Origin of the sequence: Winogradskyella marincola, from assembly GCF_029624125.1 — a bacterium.
Lineage (GTDB): Bacteria > Bacteroidota > Bacteroidia > Flavobacteriales > Flavobacteriaceae > Winogradskyella > Winogradskyella marincola.
The window spans coordinates 73,750-90,846 of the sequence record NZ_JARSBN010000006.1; the positions used below are offsets into that span (position 1 = coordinate 73,750).

12 protein-coding genes are annotated in these 17,097 nt (G+C 31.4%); 6 read left to right on the forward strand and 6 right to left on the reverse strand.

Translation table 11 applies throughout. The features are described 5' to 3' along the window. Nucleotides 1–7 precede the first annotated feature (7 nt). From P7122_RS11650 to P7122_RS11665, 4 genes are read right to left on the reverse strand one after another with little or no spacing between them, the layout of a single operon-like run. Entirely contained in the window at nucleotides 8–787 is a 780-nt protein-coding gene (locus P7122_RS11650) for a GIY-YIG nuclease family protein (RefSeq protein ID WP_278005976.1), read from the reverse strand. Then, complete coding sequence (locus P7122_RS11655; RefSeq protein WP_278005977.1) at nucleotides 788–2,110, reverse strand: restriction endonuclease subunit S; 1,323 nt, start codon at nucleotides 2,108–2,110, stop codon at nucleotides 788–790. Continuing rightward, the gene (locus P7122_RS11660) at nucleotides 2,107–3,714 is read right to left on the reverse strand and encodes a type I restriction-modification system subunit M (RefSeq protein ID WP_278005978.1); all 1,608 of its coding nucleotides are present in this window, start codon (nucleotides 3,712–3,714) and stop codon (nucleotides 2,107–2,109) included. Before P7122_RS11660 ends, P7122_RS11655 begins: the two co-directional genes overlap by 4 nt. Nucleotides 3,715–3,723: 9 nt before the next feature. After that, a complete protein-coding gene (locus P7122_RS11665; protein ID WP_278005979.1) occupies nucleotides 3,724–6,084 on the reverse strand; it encodes a toxin-antitoxin system YwqK family antitoxin in 2,361 nt (786 codons plus the stop codon). A gap of 268 nt (nucleotides 6,085–6,352) precedes the next feature. On the opposite strand from P7122_RS11665, the gene P7122_RS11670 reads away from it, so the two are divergent. Then, nucleotides 6,353–8,347, forward strand: a complete 1,995-nt coding sequence (locus tag P7122_RS11670; protein ID WP_278005980.1) for a phospholipase D-like domain-containing protein — start codon at nucleotides 6,353–6,355, stop codon at nucleotides 8,345–8,347. Then, complete coding sequence (locus P7122_RS11675; protein WP_278005981.1) at nucleotides 8,347–9,312, forward strand: hypothetical protein; 966 nt, start codon at nucleotides 8,347–8,349, stop codon at nucleotides 9,310–9,312. The genes P7122_RS11670 and P7122_RS11675 overlap by 1 nt, the downstream gene beginning before the upstream one ends. A gap of 396 nt (nucleotides 9,313–9,708) precedes the next feature. Here the strand turns inward: P7122_RS11675 and P7122_RS11680 are convergent, their stop codons facing one another. Then, a complete protein-coding gene (locus tag P7122_RS11680) occupies nucleotides 9,709–9,831 on the reverse strand; it encodes a hypothetical protein (protein ID WP_278005982.1) in 123 nt (40 codons plus the stop codon). Between the two features lie 412 nt (nucleotides 9,832–10,243). Here P7122_RS11680 and P7122_RS11685 point away from each other — a divergent pair, with 412 nt between their 5' ends. Further along, nucleotides 10,244–10,939, forward strand: coding sequence for a hypothetical protein (locus P7122_RS11685; RefSeq protein WP_278005983.1), 696 nt, complete (start codon nucleotides 10,244–10,246; stop codon nucleotides 10,937–10,939). A 79-nt stretch (nucleotides 10,940–11,018) separates the two neighbouring features. Here the strand turns inward: P7122_RS11685 and P7122_RS11690 are convergent, their stop codons facing one another. Continuing rightward, on the reverse strand, nucleotides 11,019–11,792 hold the full coding sequence (locus tag P7122_RS11690; RefSeq protein ID WP_278005984.1) for an XRE family transcriptional regulator: 774 nt from the start codon (nucleotides 11,790–11,792) through the stop codon (nucleotides 11,019–11,021). A 52-nt stretch (nucleotides 11,793–11,844) separates the two neighbouring features. On the opposite strand from P7122_RS11690, the gene dinB reads away from it, so the two are divergent. Genes dinB through P7122_RS11705 form a run of 3 tightly spaced genes read left to right on the forward strand, consistent with a single transcriptional unit; the run spans nucleotide 11,845 to nucleotide 16,812 of the window. Beyond that, nucleotides 11,845–13,059: a DNA polymerase IV gene (gene dinB / locus P7122_RS11695; RefSeq protein ID WP_278005985.1), complete on the forward strand. Its 1,215-nt coding sequence runs from the start codon at nucleotides 11,845–11,847 to the stop codon at nucleotides 13,057–13,059. Next, on the forward strand, nucleotides 13,059–16,055 hold the full coding sequence (locus P7122_RS11700) for a DNA polymerase III subunit alpha (protein WP_278005986.1): 2,997 nt from the start codon (nucleotides 13,059–13,061) through the stop codon (nucleotides 16,053–16,055). The genes dinB and P7122_RS11700 overlap by 1 nt, the downstream gene beginning before the upstream one ends. A gap of 19 nt (nucleotides 16,056–16,074) precedes the next feature. After that, a complete protein-coding gene (locus P7122_RS11705) occupies nucleotides 16,075–16,812 on the forward strand; it encodes an SOS response-associated peptidase (protein ID WP_278005987.1) in 738 nt (245 codons plus the stop codon). Nucleotides 16,813–17,097: the final 285 nt, after the last annotated feature.

Sequence of the window (17,097 nt, forward strand, 5' to 3'; positions counted from 1 at the left end):
GACCATTTTATATTTTCGACAATTCAAGAGTTCTACAATCTAAAATTTTGACTAAAACTTTCTCATCTAATTTAAAGTTATCCAAATACCATTTTTTCAATTTTTTCTTACCGTTAAATGATTTGGTTTTTCCTGACCTTGTAAAAGTTCCTTTTATTTTCTTTTCACCTTCAATTACTACTATCATTTCAACACCAGAAGTGGATGGTAAGAGATGTGAACTTTTCATTCGAAAACCAATTTTTCCTTTATTGTAATATTCTTTCTTGAGAGGCATTTCGAATTCTTTACCATCATCGGAAATATAATTACTTTTTACTGGCTCTTCTTTATCCTTAGAATTGGTAACATTCTTATTTAATAAATCTCCATTATCAAATTCTTTTATTAAACTATGTTCAATCCCTGACACCGAACTCACTTTTAAGCATTTATAATCACCTAAATCTAATTCTGGAAGTATATATATTTCTACTTTTTTATTTTTATTTAATAAATCAAGAATACGTTTATATACATTTTTATTGGTACTAGCCTCTACCTTTCCGTATTTATCTTTTTCACTTGCTTTACCATATTTATAACCATTCATTCTTTTATAAAGTGTTTTCGTAGTAACTCCTATATAAAACACTTTGTCTCCTTCAACAAATGCATAATTTAAGTCTTCTTGATTTTTAGTTGTATCATCTAAAGAATAATCAATACGTTTTTTTTTATTAGTTGTTTTTAACCATTCCCCAGCATAAACAAAGCCGTATCCTTTTAATTTATCTTTTGGTGTCATTTAAGCTCTTTTATATTTCTCAATATCCTCTGCCACCATACCCAAACTATCATTAACCACATACTTTAAGCTTCCAACCTCTAGCTTCTCTACATCTATCATCCCACTCATTAAGCGTGGTAACAATATATCGCGTGCTTCTTTTAAGTGTTGGTTTTGGCTAAACAAAGTATTTATTGCTGAATAAATAGGCTCTATCAAATCATTAAATTGTTTAATTATTGAATTATCTGGCACTACTACTACCATTTCTTTTAAAAATGAAGCTCTAAAAAAATCTCTTGCTGCTCCTGTTTTCTTGTTTAATAGACTTTTAATTAAATCTTCCATCATTAATATCTTAAAGAAATTATATTCTTTATTTTTTGATCTAATTGCCCACTGATTTTGATTTTGCAATACGCCTAAATCTTTTGGAAGGACTATTCCATAATTACCAATACTAGCACCAACCATAATTAACATTAAGTCATATTCTTTAACAAAATATCTACTATAGTTTTCAGCTTTCTTTTTACTCAAGTAAATTGGTTGATCAATTGATATCCATTTAGTCTGAGAATAATCTTTTGTTCTTAAAATTTTTACTCCATCATTTCTATAATCATTGCTCTTAAAGGCATAACCATTATTAATTGTAAATAAATTTTCAAATTTCTCATTATTAAAACCCTCAGGCAACCCAGTCTCTTCATCAAACTTTGTAGTTTCATGACCAGGAAATTTAAAGCGTACAAACCACTCTTCATAGGTGAGTTGTGCTTGTTCTTCTAATAGCTTAATGCGCTTTAGGTTGTTTTCTATTAAATCATCATAGGCTGATAAGATACTGGCTATTTTACGTTGGGTTTTTAGTGGTGGTAGGTTAATTTTTATTTTCTTTATCTTATATATACCTAATTTATCTTGTGCAGCTCCTGATGCAACAATTTGAAAATAATATTTCATATAATTAGGAACTAGAGCATATTTTAAAAACAAAGAATCTGCTTTATCTTTATCTGAAACCAGTTTAACAGCATTCTCAGTTAAATTTGCTCCATCAAATTCTCCAGTAACCATTGCTGTATCTCCTATATTTGCACCTACAATAGTGATAATTACATCTCCTTTGTTAACAATATATCTGGAAATCAAGTTAAAGGTACTTTCACTTATATAAGTTGGTTGATCAAAATTAATCTTACCATTTTTAATGTCACGTGCTCTTATGTATTTATGATCTGTTTCAATTTCTATCAATTCATGACCCTTCGGTAATCTCTTTCCGCCTTTAATAGAACAAATTCTCCCTAATTCGACTTTATCCCAACCTTCCCTCATAACTTCACGCTTTGTATTTGTTGCATTAAGGTATTGGCTTCGGTGTTTAGTTGGGCAAGTTCGGTATGTATGGCTTGCATTCGCCCTTTATAGTCAAAATCCATATCTATATCAATCTTTACACCTACGTAGCGACCTGGTGTTAGGCTGTAGTCTTGCTCTTTAATCTCTTCTAATGTGGTTATTTTGCATAGGCCTTCTACGTCTTGGTATTTGCCTTTTGGGAAGTGTTCTGCTAACCAAGCGTTCTCGACTATTCCTTCGACAAGCTCAGGATGACAGCTCAAGGTGACATCGTTGTTTCTAAAGGCATTCATAATAGCAGTTAAACCTTCTAGTTGGTCGTCGCTAAAGTCGTTAATGGTAGTGCTAACTTTTCTAAAGGTATTTCGGGCATCTATCATGAGCACCTTGTCTTTGTTTTCAGCTTTTTTGCCTTTATTAAAAAACCATACATGACATGGTAAGCTACGCGTGTAAAAAAAGTTGTTGCTTATGGCTACAATACATTCTACATCGCCTGTTTCTATCAGTTTTTGGCGTATTAGTTTTTCGGCATTGCCAGCATCAGTCGCAGAACTTGCCATTACAAAACCTGCTCTTCCAGTTTCGTTTAAATAACTATGGAAATATTGCATCCATAAATAATTACCATTGCTAATGGTGCCTTTTCCTGTTAATGGTGCACCAAAAGGTAAACGCTCGTCATCTGCTAAAAATTTATTCTTCGCATCTATCTTATCCACATTAAATGGTGGATTAGCCATAACGAAGTCACACTTTCCTGTTAGGTTATGCGGATTGCTATAAAAGCTATTGCTTTCTATAATTTTACCTTCTATACCATGTATGGCAAGGTTCATTTTAGCTAAACGCGTGTTGTTGCTTTTTAGCTCTGTACCATACACAGTAATGGCTTCGTTAACGTTTTTGTTGTCGTGGTCTTTTATAAAATGTGCGGTTTGCACAAACATACCACCAGAACCACAAGCAGGATCATGAACAATACCATGATTAGGTTGTATAAAGTTTACGATAAGGTTAACTAATGATGGTGGTGTAAAAAACTCACCACCTTCTTGCGCACCTGCACCTTGCATAGAGAATTTCATTAAGAAAAACTCGTAAATGCGCCCAAACACATCGCCTTTAGCATTTTTTACGGCGTCTTTATTAAATACACGTACCAAATCGCGCAGTAGTTTGTCATCAAACTCTTGATAGCTTTTTGGCAGAATACCTTCTAGGTCTGGATATTCGGCTTCAATAAGCTTCATAGCATTATTAATGGCTTGTGCTATATCTTCGCTTTCTGGTAAATTGGCTAAATAATCGTATTTGGCTTTTTCTGGCAACATAATAGCACCAGCTGCGGTATAATCTTCTTTATTGGCTTCTCGTTTTTCTCCTGTACGTGGATTAATAGGAAGGTTGTTTTGCACTTCAATTTTGGCATCTTCATAACGGTTTTGTGCAAAACGCAGTAGTACTAGACCTAATAATGGGTCTTTGTATTCGGCAGCGGTCAATTTAGAATTGGCTCTTAAGTCGTCTGCTGCGTCCCAAAGTTCGGTTTCTAGTTGTTTTATGTTTTGTTGGGTCATTATATTTAGTTAGTCTTTTAAAATTCCGTCTTTATATTTTTCTTTTTTAAGCTTATCACCTGCTTTGTTGTAGTAGGTTGTTGTTCCATTACGCAATCCATCTCTAATTCGTCGTTCTTCGTAATTACCTGTATCATCATCAGTATAGATAAACTCACCATCAAATAATTGGTTGGCATCTAAAGTATAATATGTTTCGGAATTAGGTTTATTACTATGATCTACGTACTTAGTAATAATCTTTACATTTTGTTTTGGATAGTTATGTTCCCAAGTACCTGTCATAGCTGTTTTATAGATATTACCTTGAAAGGAAATACTTCCGTCTGCATGGGCTAATAAAACAACACCATCTTGGTAGCTTTTACTAGACCCTTTCATTTCTTTATGAAACAATTCTCTAAAATCGAAATGTGGGACTTTTTCAGTTGGTTTAGCGATGTGGTAATCGGCTTCAAGCCTACCTCCTTCTTTAAAGTGATTGATAAAACGTACTTTGTATGCACTTCGGGATTCCGATAAGATTTTATAGACTTTTTCTATGTTTTGCCCTTGTGCATCATATACTCTGAGTTCTTTAAGTTCATTACTTGTAAATAACTTTTCTTCTTGTTTTATACCTTCAAGGTTGTATTTGATATATAAGCCATTTAAACGATTGTATTTATAATTACTCTCTACTAAGATATGCTCATCGTTAAGATATTCAATCCATTTCCCATCTTTAGCTCCGCTTTGGTAGTTTCCTTTTTTATAGACGTATATTGGGTCTTCTTCTGTTTCAATGGTATAGCTTTCAATCCATTCTCCATGTTCTTTACCATAATTGTAATTGCCTTTAAAGCGTAAATTACCTAGGCTATCTTTTAGAACATACTCGCCATTCAGTTCATCATCTTTGTAATTAGCTAAGAGGTGTAATTTTGTATATATACGTCTTTTGCAAGAGTCTACAGGTTTGTTATTTTCATCTAATTCATTACACTTATATGCTTCATAACGTAATTGTGAAAATCGTTCTGAAACACCATTACGCATACCATTGGTATAATTCTCTACAAGATAAAGCTCTTGAGAATATGGCTCTTCCTTATCGTTACTACTCATTCTTGAATAATGGAATTTCCAAGGTCCTGTTTTTAAGTCTTTACTATAATTTCCTTCGCTTAAACCACCAGCAAGATCATAATGTTTCCAATATCCTGTTTTAAGACCGTTTTGATATTGACCACTATCTGTAAGATATAGCTTTGTTGTATCGGTTTGTATTATACCTCCTACTAACAATTTTCTTAAATCTCTATAGCGTCTAAAATTTCCGTGAAGCTTGTCATTATTATAATTGGTTATTATTAAGGTGTCTTCTGAAATTTCTTGTGCAAAACCATTTTTTAAGTCATTTTCAAACATTACTTTTGAGAGTACTCGCTGGTTCTGGTCTTCATCGAAATAAATTAATTTAGTCTCACCTTCTAATTTGCCTTCTGAATAGTTTGTAACCAATTTAACCTTTAAGCTACCTGTTTCTTCATTGTATAAATAATCTATAGTTTCTCCGTGTAATATTCCTTTTTTAAAAACCTTAGTCTTTTTGATTTTTCCGTCAGGCTGATATTCTATTGATTCACCATCCAATTCACCATTATTAATATTATAAACATATAATACATTCCCATTCTCGTCATACTCTTTCCATGAACCTTGTTTTTTATCATTTTCATAAACACCTTCAATACTTAAATTGCCATTTCTATAGTACCCTTTATAATCTCCTTCAAACTTACCATCCTTAACATTGTAGATGATTTCCACTTGTTGGCTATTATCAAAGTATAGTTTTTTTAAACCATTACCGGGATCATATGCACTCGATTTTTTGATTAGCGTAAAACCATATGCTGTAATACTTTTATCGAAACTGGAATAACTGTCTTTTTCTCGTTTCTCGGTAGAAATGGTAAGCAAAAACTTTTTATTAGCATAAGTTGATATTAATTCATTATCCTCAATTTCACTGTTTTTAAGCCTGTATCCTCTTACGCCTAAAGCCTTCTGAATTGCAGTATAAGATGGTTTGTTAAAAACAGAATAACTGATTTTATTTGGAAAACCTTCAAATGTATACAGATAGAACCATGCTGATGCTTTATCGTCATAAGATTTATTGTATGACCAAGTAATAGTATTGTAACTTTCAGAATCTCCTTTTGAAGATTCGTAATATTCCCATCCTTTATTCATTAAAAACTGGTTAACACTTTCCCAGTTTTTTTTCTGGCAGATATTTTCTAAATCATTTAAAGAAAGCTTTTGGGCTTGAACTGTAGACAAAAAAAGACATAAACATGCGTACAGAAATCGTAATTTCATTGATTGATTTTTAAATTAATAACAAAATCATTACAAGCAGCGCAATGATTTATAAAACTTAGAATTAATTTTAAGGGTCTTTAAAATTAAATAAAATGAGTTATTCATCTAGTCATTTAAAGACGAATTCTTAAAAAATAAATTTAAAAAATTTTGAAAAAGTCACCTTACGGAAAACCGTAACAAAACCTTTTAAATTTGATATAAGTTTGGATTTTAAAAACCTAAACAAATGTCAGTCAATTAAAAACAAATAACCAAGAGCATAATGAATCAATCTCTACTCAAAGGTACCGAAATTTATGAAAACTTAATTAATAGTCTTAACTCTGCCACTTCTAGCATCTATGTGGTATCAGCATGGTTTACAGATCAATCATTATTAGATATCTTAGTAGTAAAATCTCAAGCTAATGTAGATGTATCCGTAGTTATTGGTGATAATAAAGACAATCGTAAATTAAACTTCAAAGCTCTAGAATCTTCAGGTGGTAAAATTTTCCGAATTAAAGGAAAGGGGTACGGTATAATGCATCAAAAATATTGCATAATAGATAAAACTACAGCATTTCATGGTTCATATAATTGGACTATTAATGCCCGAAAAAACAATTCGGAATCCGTTATAAAAACAGATTTGAAATCTACAATAGAAGATCTATTAGAGGATTTCAATGAACTTACTATAAAAAACTCAACTATATCATCCAATGAAAACACCAAAAATAATGGTTGGTTATCATTTTTTACTAAAAAAACAAAAAAGCCGAAATCATCTTTAGAAGACGAAGGACTAAACACAAAAACTTTTGAGCCGAGAATTTCATCAGATGACATTTTTAAATCCATAATTTCAGCAGAAATTAAAAAGACAAATAGAGAAGAAATTAAAAACAAGGCATATGAACAAGCTAAGGAAGTTAGTGGTGATGCTCAAGTTATATCTAAATCAATGGATTCTCTATATCATCTATTTGTATCAGACAAAAAAGAGAATGATTTAAACAAAGAAAAATTACTCCAGAAAATAGATGATAAAGTTGCTGAATTTTCCCAAAATTATAATTCTGAGAAAGATCATAAAACAAATACATTACAAATAGAAAATCAAGCACAGGAAAAGAAATTAGAATTTGAAAAAACAGATATAAACGGAAAGATAAAACTTAAAGAAACAGAGAAACACAACACACTTAACACAAAAATTAAAAACTTAGAACAAGAAAAAGATAATTACAAAGAGAAGATAAACGATCTTAATATTGAGTTTGTAAAACCTAAATTTAAATATCATGAATTTATTCCTTTAATTATATTTTTTGTTGGACTATCTATTTGTATGGTTTTGTTTTATTCCTCTTCTGCATACATTATGCTGTATTCTTATGATGATTCACTTGAGGCTGCTAAACTAGGCGTAATTGAGAACCCTCAAGTTTATGAAGCCTCTGCGTTATCAAAAGCTTATATAAAAGGCGGGACAGCATTATTTTACATTGGATTTTTTGTATTTATTCCGTTTACAATTGCATACTGTGCTCACAACTTAAATGAGACCTCAAGAAAGAAAAATCTTTTAAAAACTACTTTTTTTTCTGCCGTCATAGGATTAGACATTTTTATTGCGATCAAAGTTGCAACAACTATCGGTGAAATTAACCATTTATCTAAAGGCATTATACCTGATTACTCTATTAACGCGATGTTAACTGATATAAATTTTTGGCTTGTCTTCTTTCTTGGAGCAATCCCATTCTTCTTTTTAGCTATTTTAATGGACAAGTTAATCGCTTTTTTTAAAGCTCGAAGCACACAAGCCGGAAGAGAAAAAATGATTCTTGAAATAAAATACCTAAAAGAAAAAATTAAAAAATTGAATGAAAACATTTCTGCCTGTAAAGAGGATGCCAACATTTTAGATTTAGAAATTGAAAAACTAGAGAATCAACTTCTTCAATTGGAGCAGTCTTTAATATTTCTGCCTAAAGAACTAGATTCAAAATTAGTGCAAATAACTCAAGATACTAACAATAAAATTGCTGATATAAGAAAAAAAGCTGATGTATATAAAAACGATATAGAAAATGACAATATACAAATATCATTAAGTAGTTTAAAAGATAGAGTTAGCGCATTTATTGAGGGTTGGAACGAATGGCTCCATGACGAATATGCAGTAGATAAAGCTATCATTAAATCTCAAGAAGCTATGCTTGCATGTGACAAGTGGCTAATTGAAAACGTTAAAAAAATTGAATCCTAATGAAACAATATTTTCTTATTTTAATCTCTTTATTGTTTATCAACTGCTCTTCTGAAAAGAAAACGATCGTTAATGAACATCTAAATATCATTATCACTCCTGATTTATCTAATAGAATTGAGGATTTATACACAAAGCCTATTCTTGATACGGAGTTAATAACTAATATTTATAAAAGTTATTATCCAAATCTTTACAAGATAAATAATAGAGTTCTAGGTCAAAAAGATGTTATACAATTTCGTTTTACCAACCCTGACATAATTAGTAAATTTCATATTAGCATAGAAAAATTAAAAATGGACCTATCTAAAATGTCACCTAACACGCGTATTAACTATTTAACAAAAGGTGGAATAAACCAAAAAGTTGATACTATAACTAAAGAAGTAGAAGACATATATTTAAAAGCAAAACAACACACTACAGGTGGAGACATTTACAATTTCTTAAAAAAGGAAATATCTTCCGCTATTATAAAAAAAAACACGACAATAATCACCACTAATGGCAATAAAGTCAAAAACTTACAAAGAAATATCGTAGTTCTACTCACTGATGGATATATTGAAGCCGGATTATACGGCAAAGAGAATTGTCATTCTAAAAAGTGTTATTATTTATCGAAGTCTAAAATTGATGAATTTAGATCAGCTTTTTTAAAATCAGGGAACCCTGATTTAAAATCTTTTTTTGAAAGTTCTGGTTATGGGATAATACCAATTAATAATATAAACCTAAAAAACATAGAACTATTTGTTTCTGAAATATATGATAGATCACTCAATAGAAAAACGGGTAGTCAAACAATTACTCCGAATGATTTTGAAATTATAAAACTTTTTTGGGCTGATTGGCTAGAGAAATCAGGTATAAAACACTATAAGTTACTAGGTACTTCTAACTCTAAAGAAGAATTCATGTATGAATTGAAAACTTTTATAAAAAAACCTATTTCATACTAACTCTAAAATCAACACTTCACAACGTATTCAAAACTACTAATATCCAAACACTTAAGCAACAATAAATAATATTTATGAAATTTTTATCATGGATATATTTTATTAATCTTTATACCTTTAAATATCCTTTTACGCTACATATTGTCTCTAACACAAGTAATTTCTCAATAAAACTGTGTCTACTTTGCTTATAGATGTGTTTAACCCCAAATAAGCCCTAAAATAATTCATTCATCATTGGTCTCTCAAAAAATTAACTAAATAAAGCACGCAAAGATTAAATCATTTAAAAACAAAAATTCTAGACAACAACTATTTCGCCAATATTACAGGAACTTTTTAATTGATAAAAAAGGAATACAAATAAATGTATTCCTCCTTTAAACCTTGATACTATTAATCGCCAGAGCCTGTTGGCGGTGGTGGTGGCGGTGGTGGTATTTCTCCATCTTCATCACAGCAAGCTTGTGGTATTGCTTCATCGGTTATGCTCTCAGGATTACATGAGAAGAAAGCCATATTGAGGAAAACCGTAAACAGAATTATAGATATTTTTTTCATTTTGTATATGATTTTTGAAATTTGACAATAGTGTTGCTGTCCGAGGTTTTCGGACTATTTATTGCATAGCAACACAGACTAAGTTTGAAGAGTAATCTCTTCTTTGGGAAGTATGGAGAGCAGAAGTAAAAAGAATTGTTACTTCCCAAATAGCAATGCCATTTCACCTTGCTACTCCATTAATTAGAATCGAATTTCGTAAACCTTATTACGCCTAAGGCGGTAATCAATTCTACTACAAATGAAAAAAGATATTTATATCCACAATGGAAAGAATTAGGAAAAGGTATGGAAACCAATTGGAAAAAAAATTTCCATCATTTTTCCTGTTTAAATTTTTAATTTTAATACCACTAAAAACCGACCTATTATGCATAAAAAATTAATACTTGAAGCCTTTAGTAGAGGTCGAGAAAAATTAATAAAAAACGGATCAAATCATCCATCTATTAATTCAATATCAGAGCATATTGCGACATTTTTAACAGAAGACATTAAACATTCAACCAATTCCAGAACTCTAAGAAATTATTATAAAAAGGCTCTTGAGGATGAACATATAAATATTTCTAGAAATGAAACCGTCAATGGATTATGTGAGTATCTAGGTTTTAAAAACTATAATGACTTTATTAAATCAAATGAAAATATAAATGACATAACGGTTGAAATAGAAAATCAAAAGAAAGGTTCCAAGAAAATTTATCTATTAGGTTTTTTTATTATAATTACTGTTTTAATAACAGTTTTGTTTTTCATTAGTAATGATAAACCTAAATTCATGATATGGAAAACAGATCACTACGAAGAAGTTGAATTGGATTTAAAAAAATATAAATTAGGCGATCTAAAGGTTTACAAACAGGAACGGATAGATAATTTTAAAAAAATTCAAGCAGATTGTAATTATCAGTTTTTTTATCCAGATGGTTCTGAACGTGTTTGGTATGGTAAAAACAAAAAAAAAGAGTATGAATTTTTTACTGATTTAGGCCGTCATCCAGAAACAGGAAAAACTCTAAAGAAAATAACGAAATATATTATTAAAAACCATATATGCGATTAATTATAAAGTAATGAAATATAGAGATTTTAAGTACATATCTATATAATTTAAATTCATAAATAATACAATAACAAAAGCCTTACCTCACCACCTTTTCCAAAGCTTTTAGCTCAATACCAAGTTCATTAAACATACCAAGAATACTACTTATTTTGAGTTCTTCTTCGGTATACTCTTGGGTATTAATACTACAGGTAAATTCCCAAATTTCAAGAACTTCATCAATAGGTACGCAATAATCGTTGTAAGTTTTATTGTCAGACATCAATAGCAATGAACCGTTAAAATCTATATTGTTAATTACACGTTTGTAGACCATACCATCATTTAGCGTTACCAAAACATAGGTTTTACCAGTTTTAATATCACTTCGGTCTTCTATGAACCTACCTATCACAAAAGCACCATCCTTCATTGGTAACATGGAATCCCCTTTTATTGGAAAAGCTCTGTGCTTTCCTGTGGGTAAAAAAGGAAGTTTAATCTTTTGAAGTTGCTCAATATATTCAGGATCATCATAACCATTAAGATAACCAGCGGATGCTTTTGCAGGAACTATTTCAATTAAATCATCATTATCTGCATCTATTGTTATAGGGAACAGTACACGTTGTTTCCCAATTTCAATGAATGAAGCATCTTTAGATTTTGTCAAATCATTTCTTAACAATATATCGATTGGTAATCTAAAAAAATCGGATAACTGGATAAGAAATTCAATAGTTGGTGCAGACCTACCCTCTTCATATGATCCAATCCTAGACCTTGATACTTTTAGATTTTCTGCCAGTGTTTCTTGTGTTAAGCCTTTGAGCTTTCTTAGATGACGAATGTTCTTTGCTACAATATTCATAATACTACAAATATAAGCAATAATTACTTACATATGTAGCTAATTTTGTAAAATGGAAAAGAATATTTTACACTTGGATTTAGACACTTTTTTTGTCTCTTGCGAACGTCTTATTGATAGACGTTTACAAAATAGACCTTTATTAGTTGGCGGAACAGGTGATCGAGGTGTTGTAGCTGCTTGCAGTTATGAAACTCGTCCATTTGGAGTGCATTCCGGTATGTCTATGAAAGTTGCCCGAAGATTATGTCCAGAAGCAGTAGTTATTCGAGGTAATTCTTCCATATACACCAAATACTCCCACATAGTAACTGAGATTATCAAGGAAAGTGTTCCTGTTTTTGAAAAAGCAAGCGTTGATGAGTTTTATGCCGACCTTTCTGGTATGGATAAGTTTTATGGTTGCTATAAATACGCATCAGAATTACGAAAGCGTATTATCAAGGAATCTGGACTGCCTATATCATTTGGTTTATCCGCAAACAAAATAGTTTCTAAGGTTGCTACTGGAGAAGCAAAACCTAATAACCAGTTGAAAATAGATAATGGTTTTGAAAAAGACTTCTTAGCACCACTATCCATTAGGAAAATTCCATCCGTAGGGACAAAAACATATCAGATATTGCGCAATCTTGGTGTAGACACGGTAAAAGTGGTACAAGAAATGCCTTTGGAAATGATGGTTAGTGCTTTGGGTATCAACGGTAAAACAATCTGGAAACGGGCACATGGTATAGATAACCCACCTCTTGTACCTTTTCATGAACGTAAATCAATTTCAACCGAACGCACTTTCAATAAGGATACAATTGATCTACACGTTTTAAAGACCACAATTTTTGCAATGGCAGAAAATTTAGCTTTTCAACTGAGAAGAGGAAATAAACTCGCAGGAACGATAAGTGTTAAGATTAGATATTCGGATTTTAACACTTATAGCAAGCAAGTAAAAATTCCATACTCAAGTGCGGATCATGTCATAATCCCTAGAGCACTTGAACTATTTGAAAAATTGTACCAACGACGTTTACTTATACGATTAGTTGGAGTTAAAATTAGCGATATAGTTAGTGGGCATTACCAAATAAATCTATTTGATGATACCGAAGAGATGGTTAACCTTTATAATGCCATGGACAAAGTGCGGATGCGTTATGGAGAGTTGAGCATTATGAGAGCTTCATCAATGGGAGCAAAAACTATAGGACGTTTTCAAAATCCTTTTAGTGGTGAACCACCAATATTATTGGCACATCGTAAACAATAATGTATTTGAATTGTCATACATATTATTCCTTACGATACGGTACATTTTCTGAAATTGAGTTATTAGAGCTTGCCAAGGAAAATGATATTGATGTTTTGGCTTTGACCGATATCAACAACACTTCTGCTTGCTTGAACTTTATCAGGAAAGCAAAAGATTTTGAAATTAAACCAGTAATTGGAATTGATTTTAGAAACGGTAATGACCAATTATATGTTGGTTTAGCAAAAAACAATAAGGGTTTTAGGGAATTAAATCAATACTTGTCTCATTATTCTGAAAATGGAATGGAATTACCCGATACTCCTAATTTACCGCTTAAAAACTGCTATATAATCTACCCTTTTGAAAAAGTTTTAGAACTAGAAAAAACGGCATTTAAGGATAACGAATTTATAGGTGTTTCTGTTGAAGAACTCAGAAAATTACGCTTCTCTAAATTGCTTTCACAAAAGAACAAATTAGTTATACAGCAACAAGTAACAATAAGAAATAAAAGAGACTTTAACGCTCATCGCTTACTGCGTGCCATTGATAAAAACTGTTTATTAAGCAAACTAGATAAATCTGAAGAGTGCTTGTTAACAGACAAAATGTACTCAAAAGCAAATTTAGAAGAAGTCTTTAAAGAATTCCCCTTTATACTAGATAACACAAGGTATGTACTTGAAGATTGTAGGATTGATTTCTCTTTCGGTAATAACAGAACATCACAAAATCTAAAACTCTATACGGATTCTTCTGAAAATGATTATATACTATTAGAGCGTTTATGTTATGAGAACATAAATAAACGGTATAAAAACCCTTTACCTCCAGTCAAAAAGCGGTTAAAAACTGAGCTTAGTACTATAAAAAATCTAGGATTTGTATCATTCTTTTTAATTAATTATGATATTGTTTGTTATGCTAAAAGCAAAGGCTATTTTCATGTTGGTCGAGGTAGTGGTGCTAATAGCATAGTTGCCTATATTATTGGAATTACCGATGTTGACCCTATAGAACTAGACTTGTACTTTGAGCGGTTTATAAATCCGTTTAGGGCATCGCCACCAGATTTCGATATAGATTTTTCATGGAAAGATAGAGATGACGTAACCGCATATATTTTTAAACGGTTTAAAAATACCGCATTAATGGCTACATACAATACGTTTAAGTATCGTGCTGTAGTTCGGGAATTAGGCAAAGTTTTCGGTTTGCCAAAAGAAGAGATCGATAAGTTAAGTAAAGGCAGTTATTCATATTCTAATTTAGACGACCTGTCAAAACTGGTTTTACGGTACGGTAAATTAATAGAAGGATTCCCAAATTACATCAGTGTACATTCGGCAGGTATAATAATACTAGAGAAACCTGTTCATTACTATTCAGCTACGGATTTACCGCCTAAAGGATTTCCGACGATTCAATTTGATATGATTATAGCTGAAGATGTTGGCATATTTAAGTTTGATATTTTAGGTCAACGTGGTTTAGCTAAAATTAAAGATGCCTTAGAAATAATTAAAACTAACAGACCTGAAGTTGGAGATATAGACATTACGAACGTTGAAGCATTTAAGTCAGATAAAAACATCAATCAACTTTTAAAAACTGGTGGTGCAATAGGTGCCTATTATGTTGAATCACCAGCAATGCGTGGTTTAATGCAACAACTACAAACTGATGATTATCTGGGTTTTGTTGCTGCAAGTTCCATTATCCGACCTGGTGTATCTGGTTCAGGAATGAAAGATGAATTCATAAAACGTCATCGGAACCCAGAAAAACGAAAAGATGCACATCCTATATTAAAGCAAATAATGCCAGAAACTTATGGAGTTATGGTTTATCAAGAGGATGTACTTAAAGTAGCCAATCAGTTTGCTGATCTTACACTTGGTGAAGCGGATATATTAAGACGTGGAATGAGCGGTAAATATCGGTCAAGGAAAGAGTTTTTAGAGGTAGAACAAAAATTCATATCCAATTGTAGAAATAAAGGCTTTAATGATGATTTGATTTTTGAGGTATGGAATCAGATTAAAAGTTTTGCAGGCTATGCCTTTGCTAAAGGTCATTCGGCTTCTTATGCTGTAGAAAGCTATCAGAGTTTGTTTTTGAAATGTTATTACCCATTAGAGTTTATGACTGCTGTTTTAAACAATGGTGGAGGTTTTTATAGCACAGAACATTATTTACATGAAGCTAAAAAACAAGGTGCAAATATTTGTTTGCCCTGTATCAATAAAAGCGACCATCCTAATAGGTTAATAGGAACTTCTATTTACTTAGGTTTTGGTTATCTTAAAAATTTGGAATCTTATACCATTCAAAGAATCATAAGTGAAAGGCAATTACATGGAATTTATAAATCCCTTGATGATTTTATAGACCGTTTAGCTATTAGCATTGAACAGTTAACGATTCTCATACGTATCAACGCCTTTAGGTTTACAAAAAAACATAAAACGGAATTGTTGTGGCAAGCCATTTTTAAAATCAATGCTAATGGATCTAAAAATAAACAGGCACAACTTTTTAAAATCCAGCATAGACAATTTAATCTTCCTAAACTTAAAACGAATTGGGTCGAAGATGCCTATGATGAAATGGAACTTTTAGGTTTTCCTTTATGCAATTACTTTAACTTAATCGATGAAGAGATGAACAGCGATGTCATGGCTAATGAGATGAAAGATTTTGTTGGTAAAAATGTACTTATTTATGGCAGTTTGGTAACCACAAGATTTAATAAGACATCTCAAGGTAAACTTATGAGATTAAGTACATTTATTGATAAAATGGGTAATTATTTTGACGCAGTACACTTTACTGACGTCGTTGACAAGTATCCTATTAATGGTTTAGGCGTTTATGCATGTTATGGTACAATAAAGGATCGGTTTGGTTTTTACAGCATGGTAATAGTTAAGAGCAGAAAATTATCGATAAAGCCTGATCCAAGAAACACATCTCATCTTAATTTAAAAACTATCAACAGGATTTCTTAATTTTAAGAAAAAATAGAATATGTGTTTTCACACAAGTACTACTGATAAGGTCAAAAAATTAGAGAAGCATTTCAACGTTAACATAGTTGATTCTTCTATGGAATCCTATTTTGATAAACCTACTTATCATCATAACGGTTTTTCGCACCCAAATATGCTTGTTATACCTCAAGAGCGTTCAGACGTTCTAGCACCAGGAATTTGGGGAATAGTACCAAACTATAAGACTAAGGACGATATAAAAGAATATCATAAAGAATCTGTGCGCTATGGTGGTGGTCTAAATGCACGATCCGAAAAAGCATTTGATCACTTTATTTATAAGGAGGCGATTATGGACAACCGTTGCATAGTTCCAGTCTCAGGTTTTTTTGAGCCGCATGACCATAAAGGCAAAAAATATCCTTTTCATTTTAAAGACAAAGCTGATAAACCTCTTGCATTAGCAGGACTTTATACTGTAATTGACACTTACATCACTTTTACCATTCTGACAAAAGAAGCGTCACCTTTATTTGCTAAAATTCATAATAAGAAGAATAGACAACCTTTAATCCTAGATGAAGAGTTAACTCACAATTGGTTGTCCGTTGATTTAAAGGAATCAGATATTGAAGATATCCTTCATTTTAGTTTTCCAGAAGATAAATTGGATGCTTACTCCGTAAGTAAAGATTTGTTTAGTCCCAAGGTGGATAGTAATGTTGAATCAATAATCCATAAAATCAATTATTCTGAACTAACCAAAATCAAATAAAAATATCAACTTATTTTTATATATTTGAAGCATTAATCAGTGAACACAAACCGAACACGATTTGAACACGATTTAACATTTTTGTAAATTTTCAAAACACTGAAAACCAAGGATTTACAACCTAATTTCGTAAATTCATAACCCGGAGGTCTCGAATTCAAATCTCGATCTCGACACAAAAAAACTTAAACCACACGAAATCAAAATCTTAATTTTTAGTTCATTATTTGATATGCTATTAAATAATGTGTGTTTTTATTAAAATTTCTAAACGGTCTTTGTATA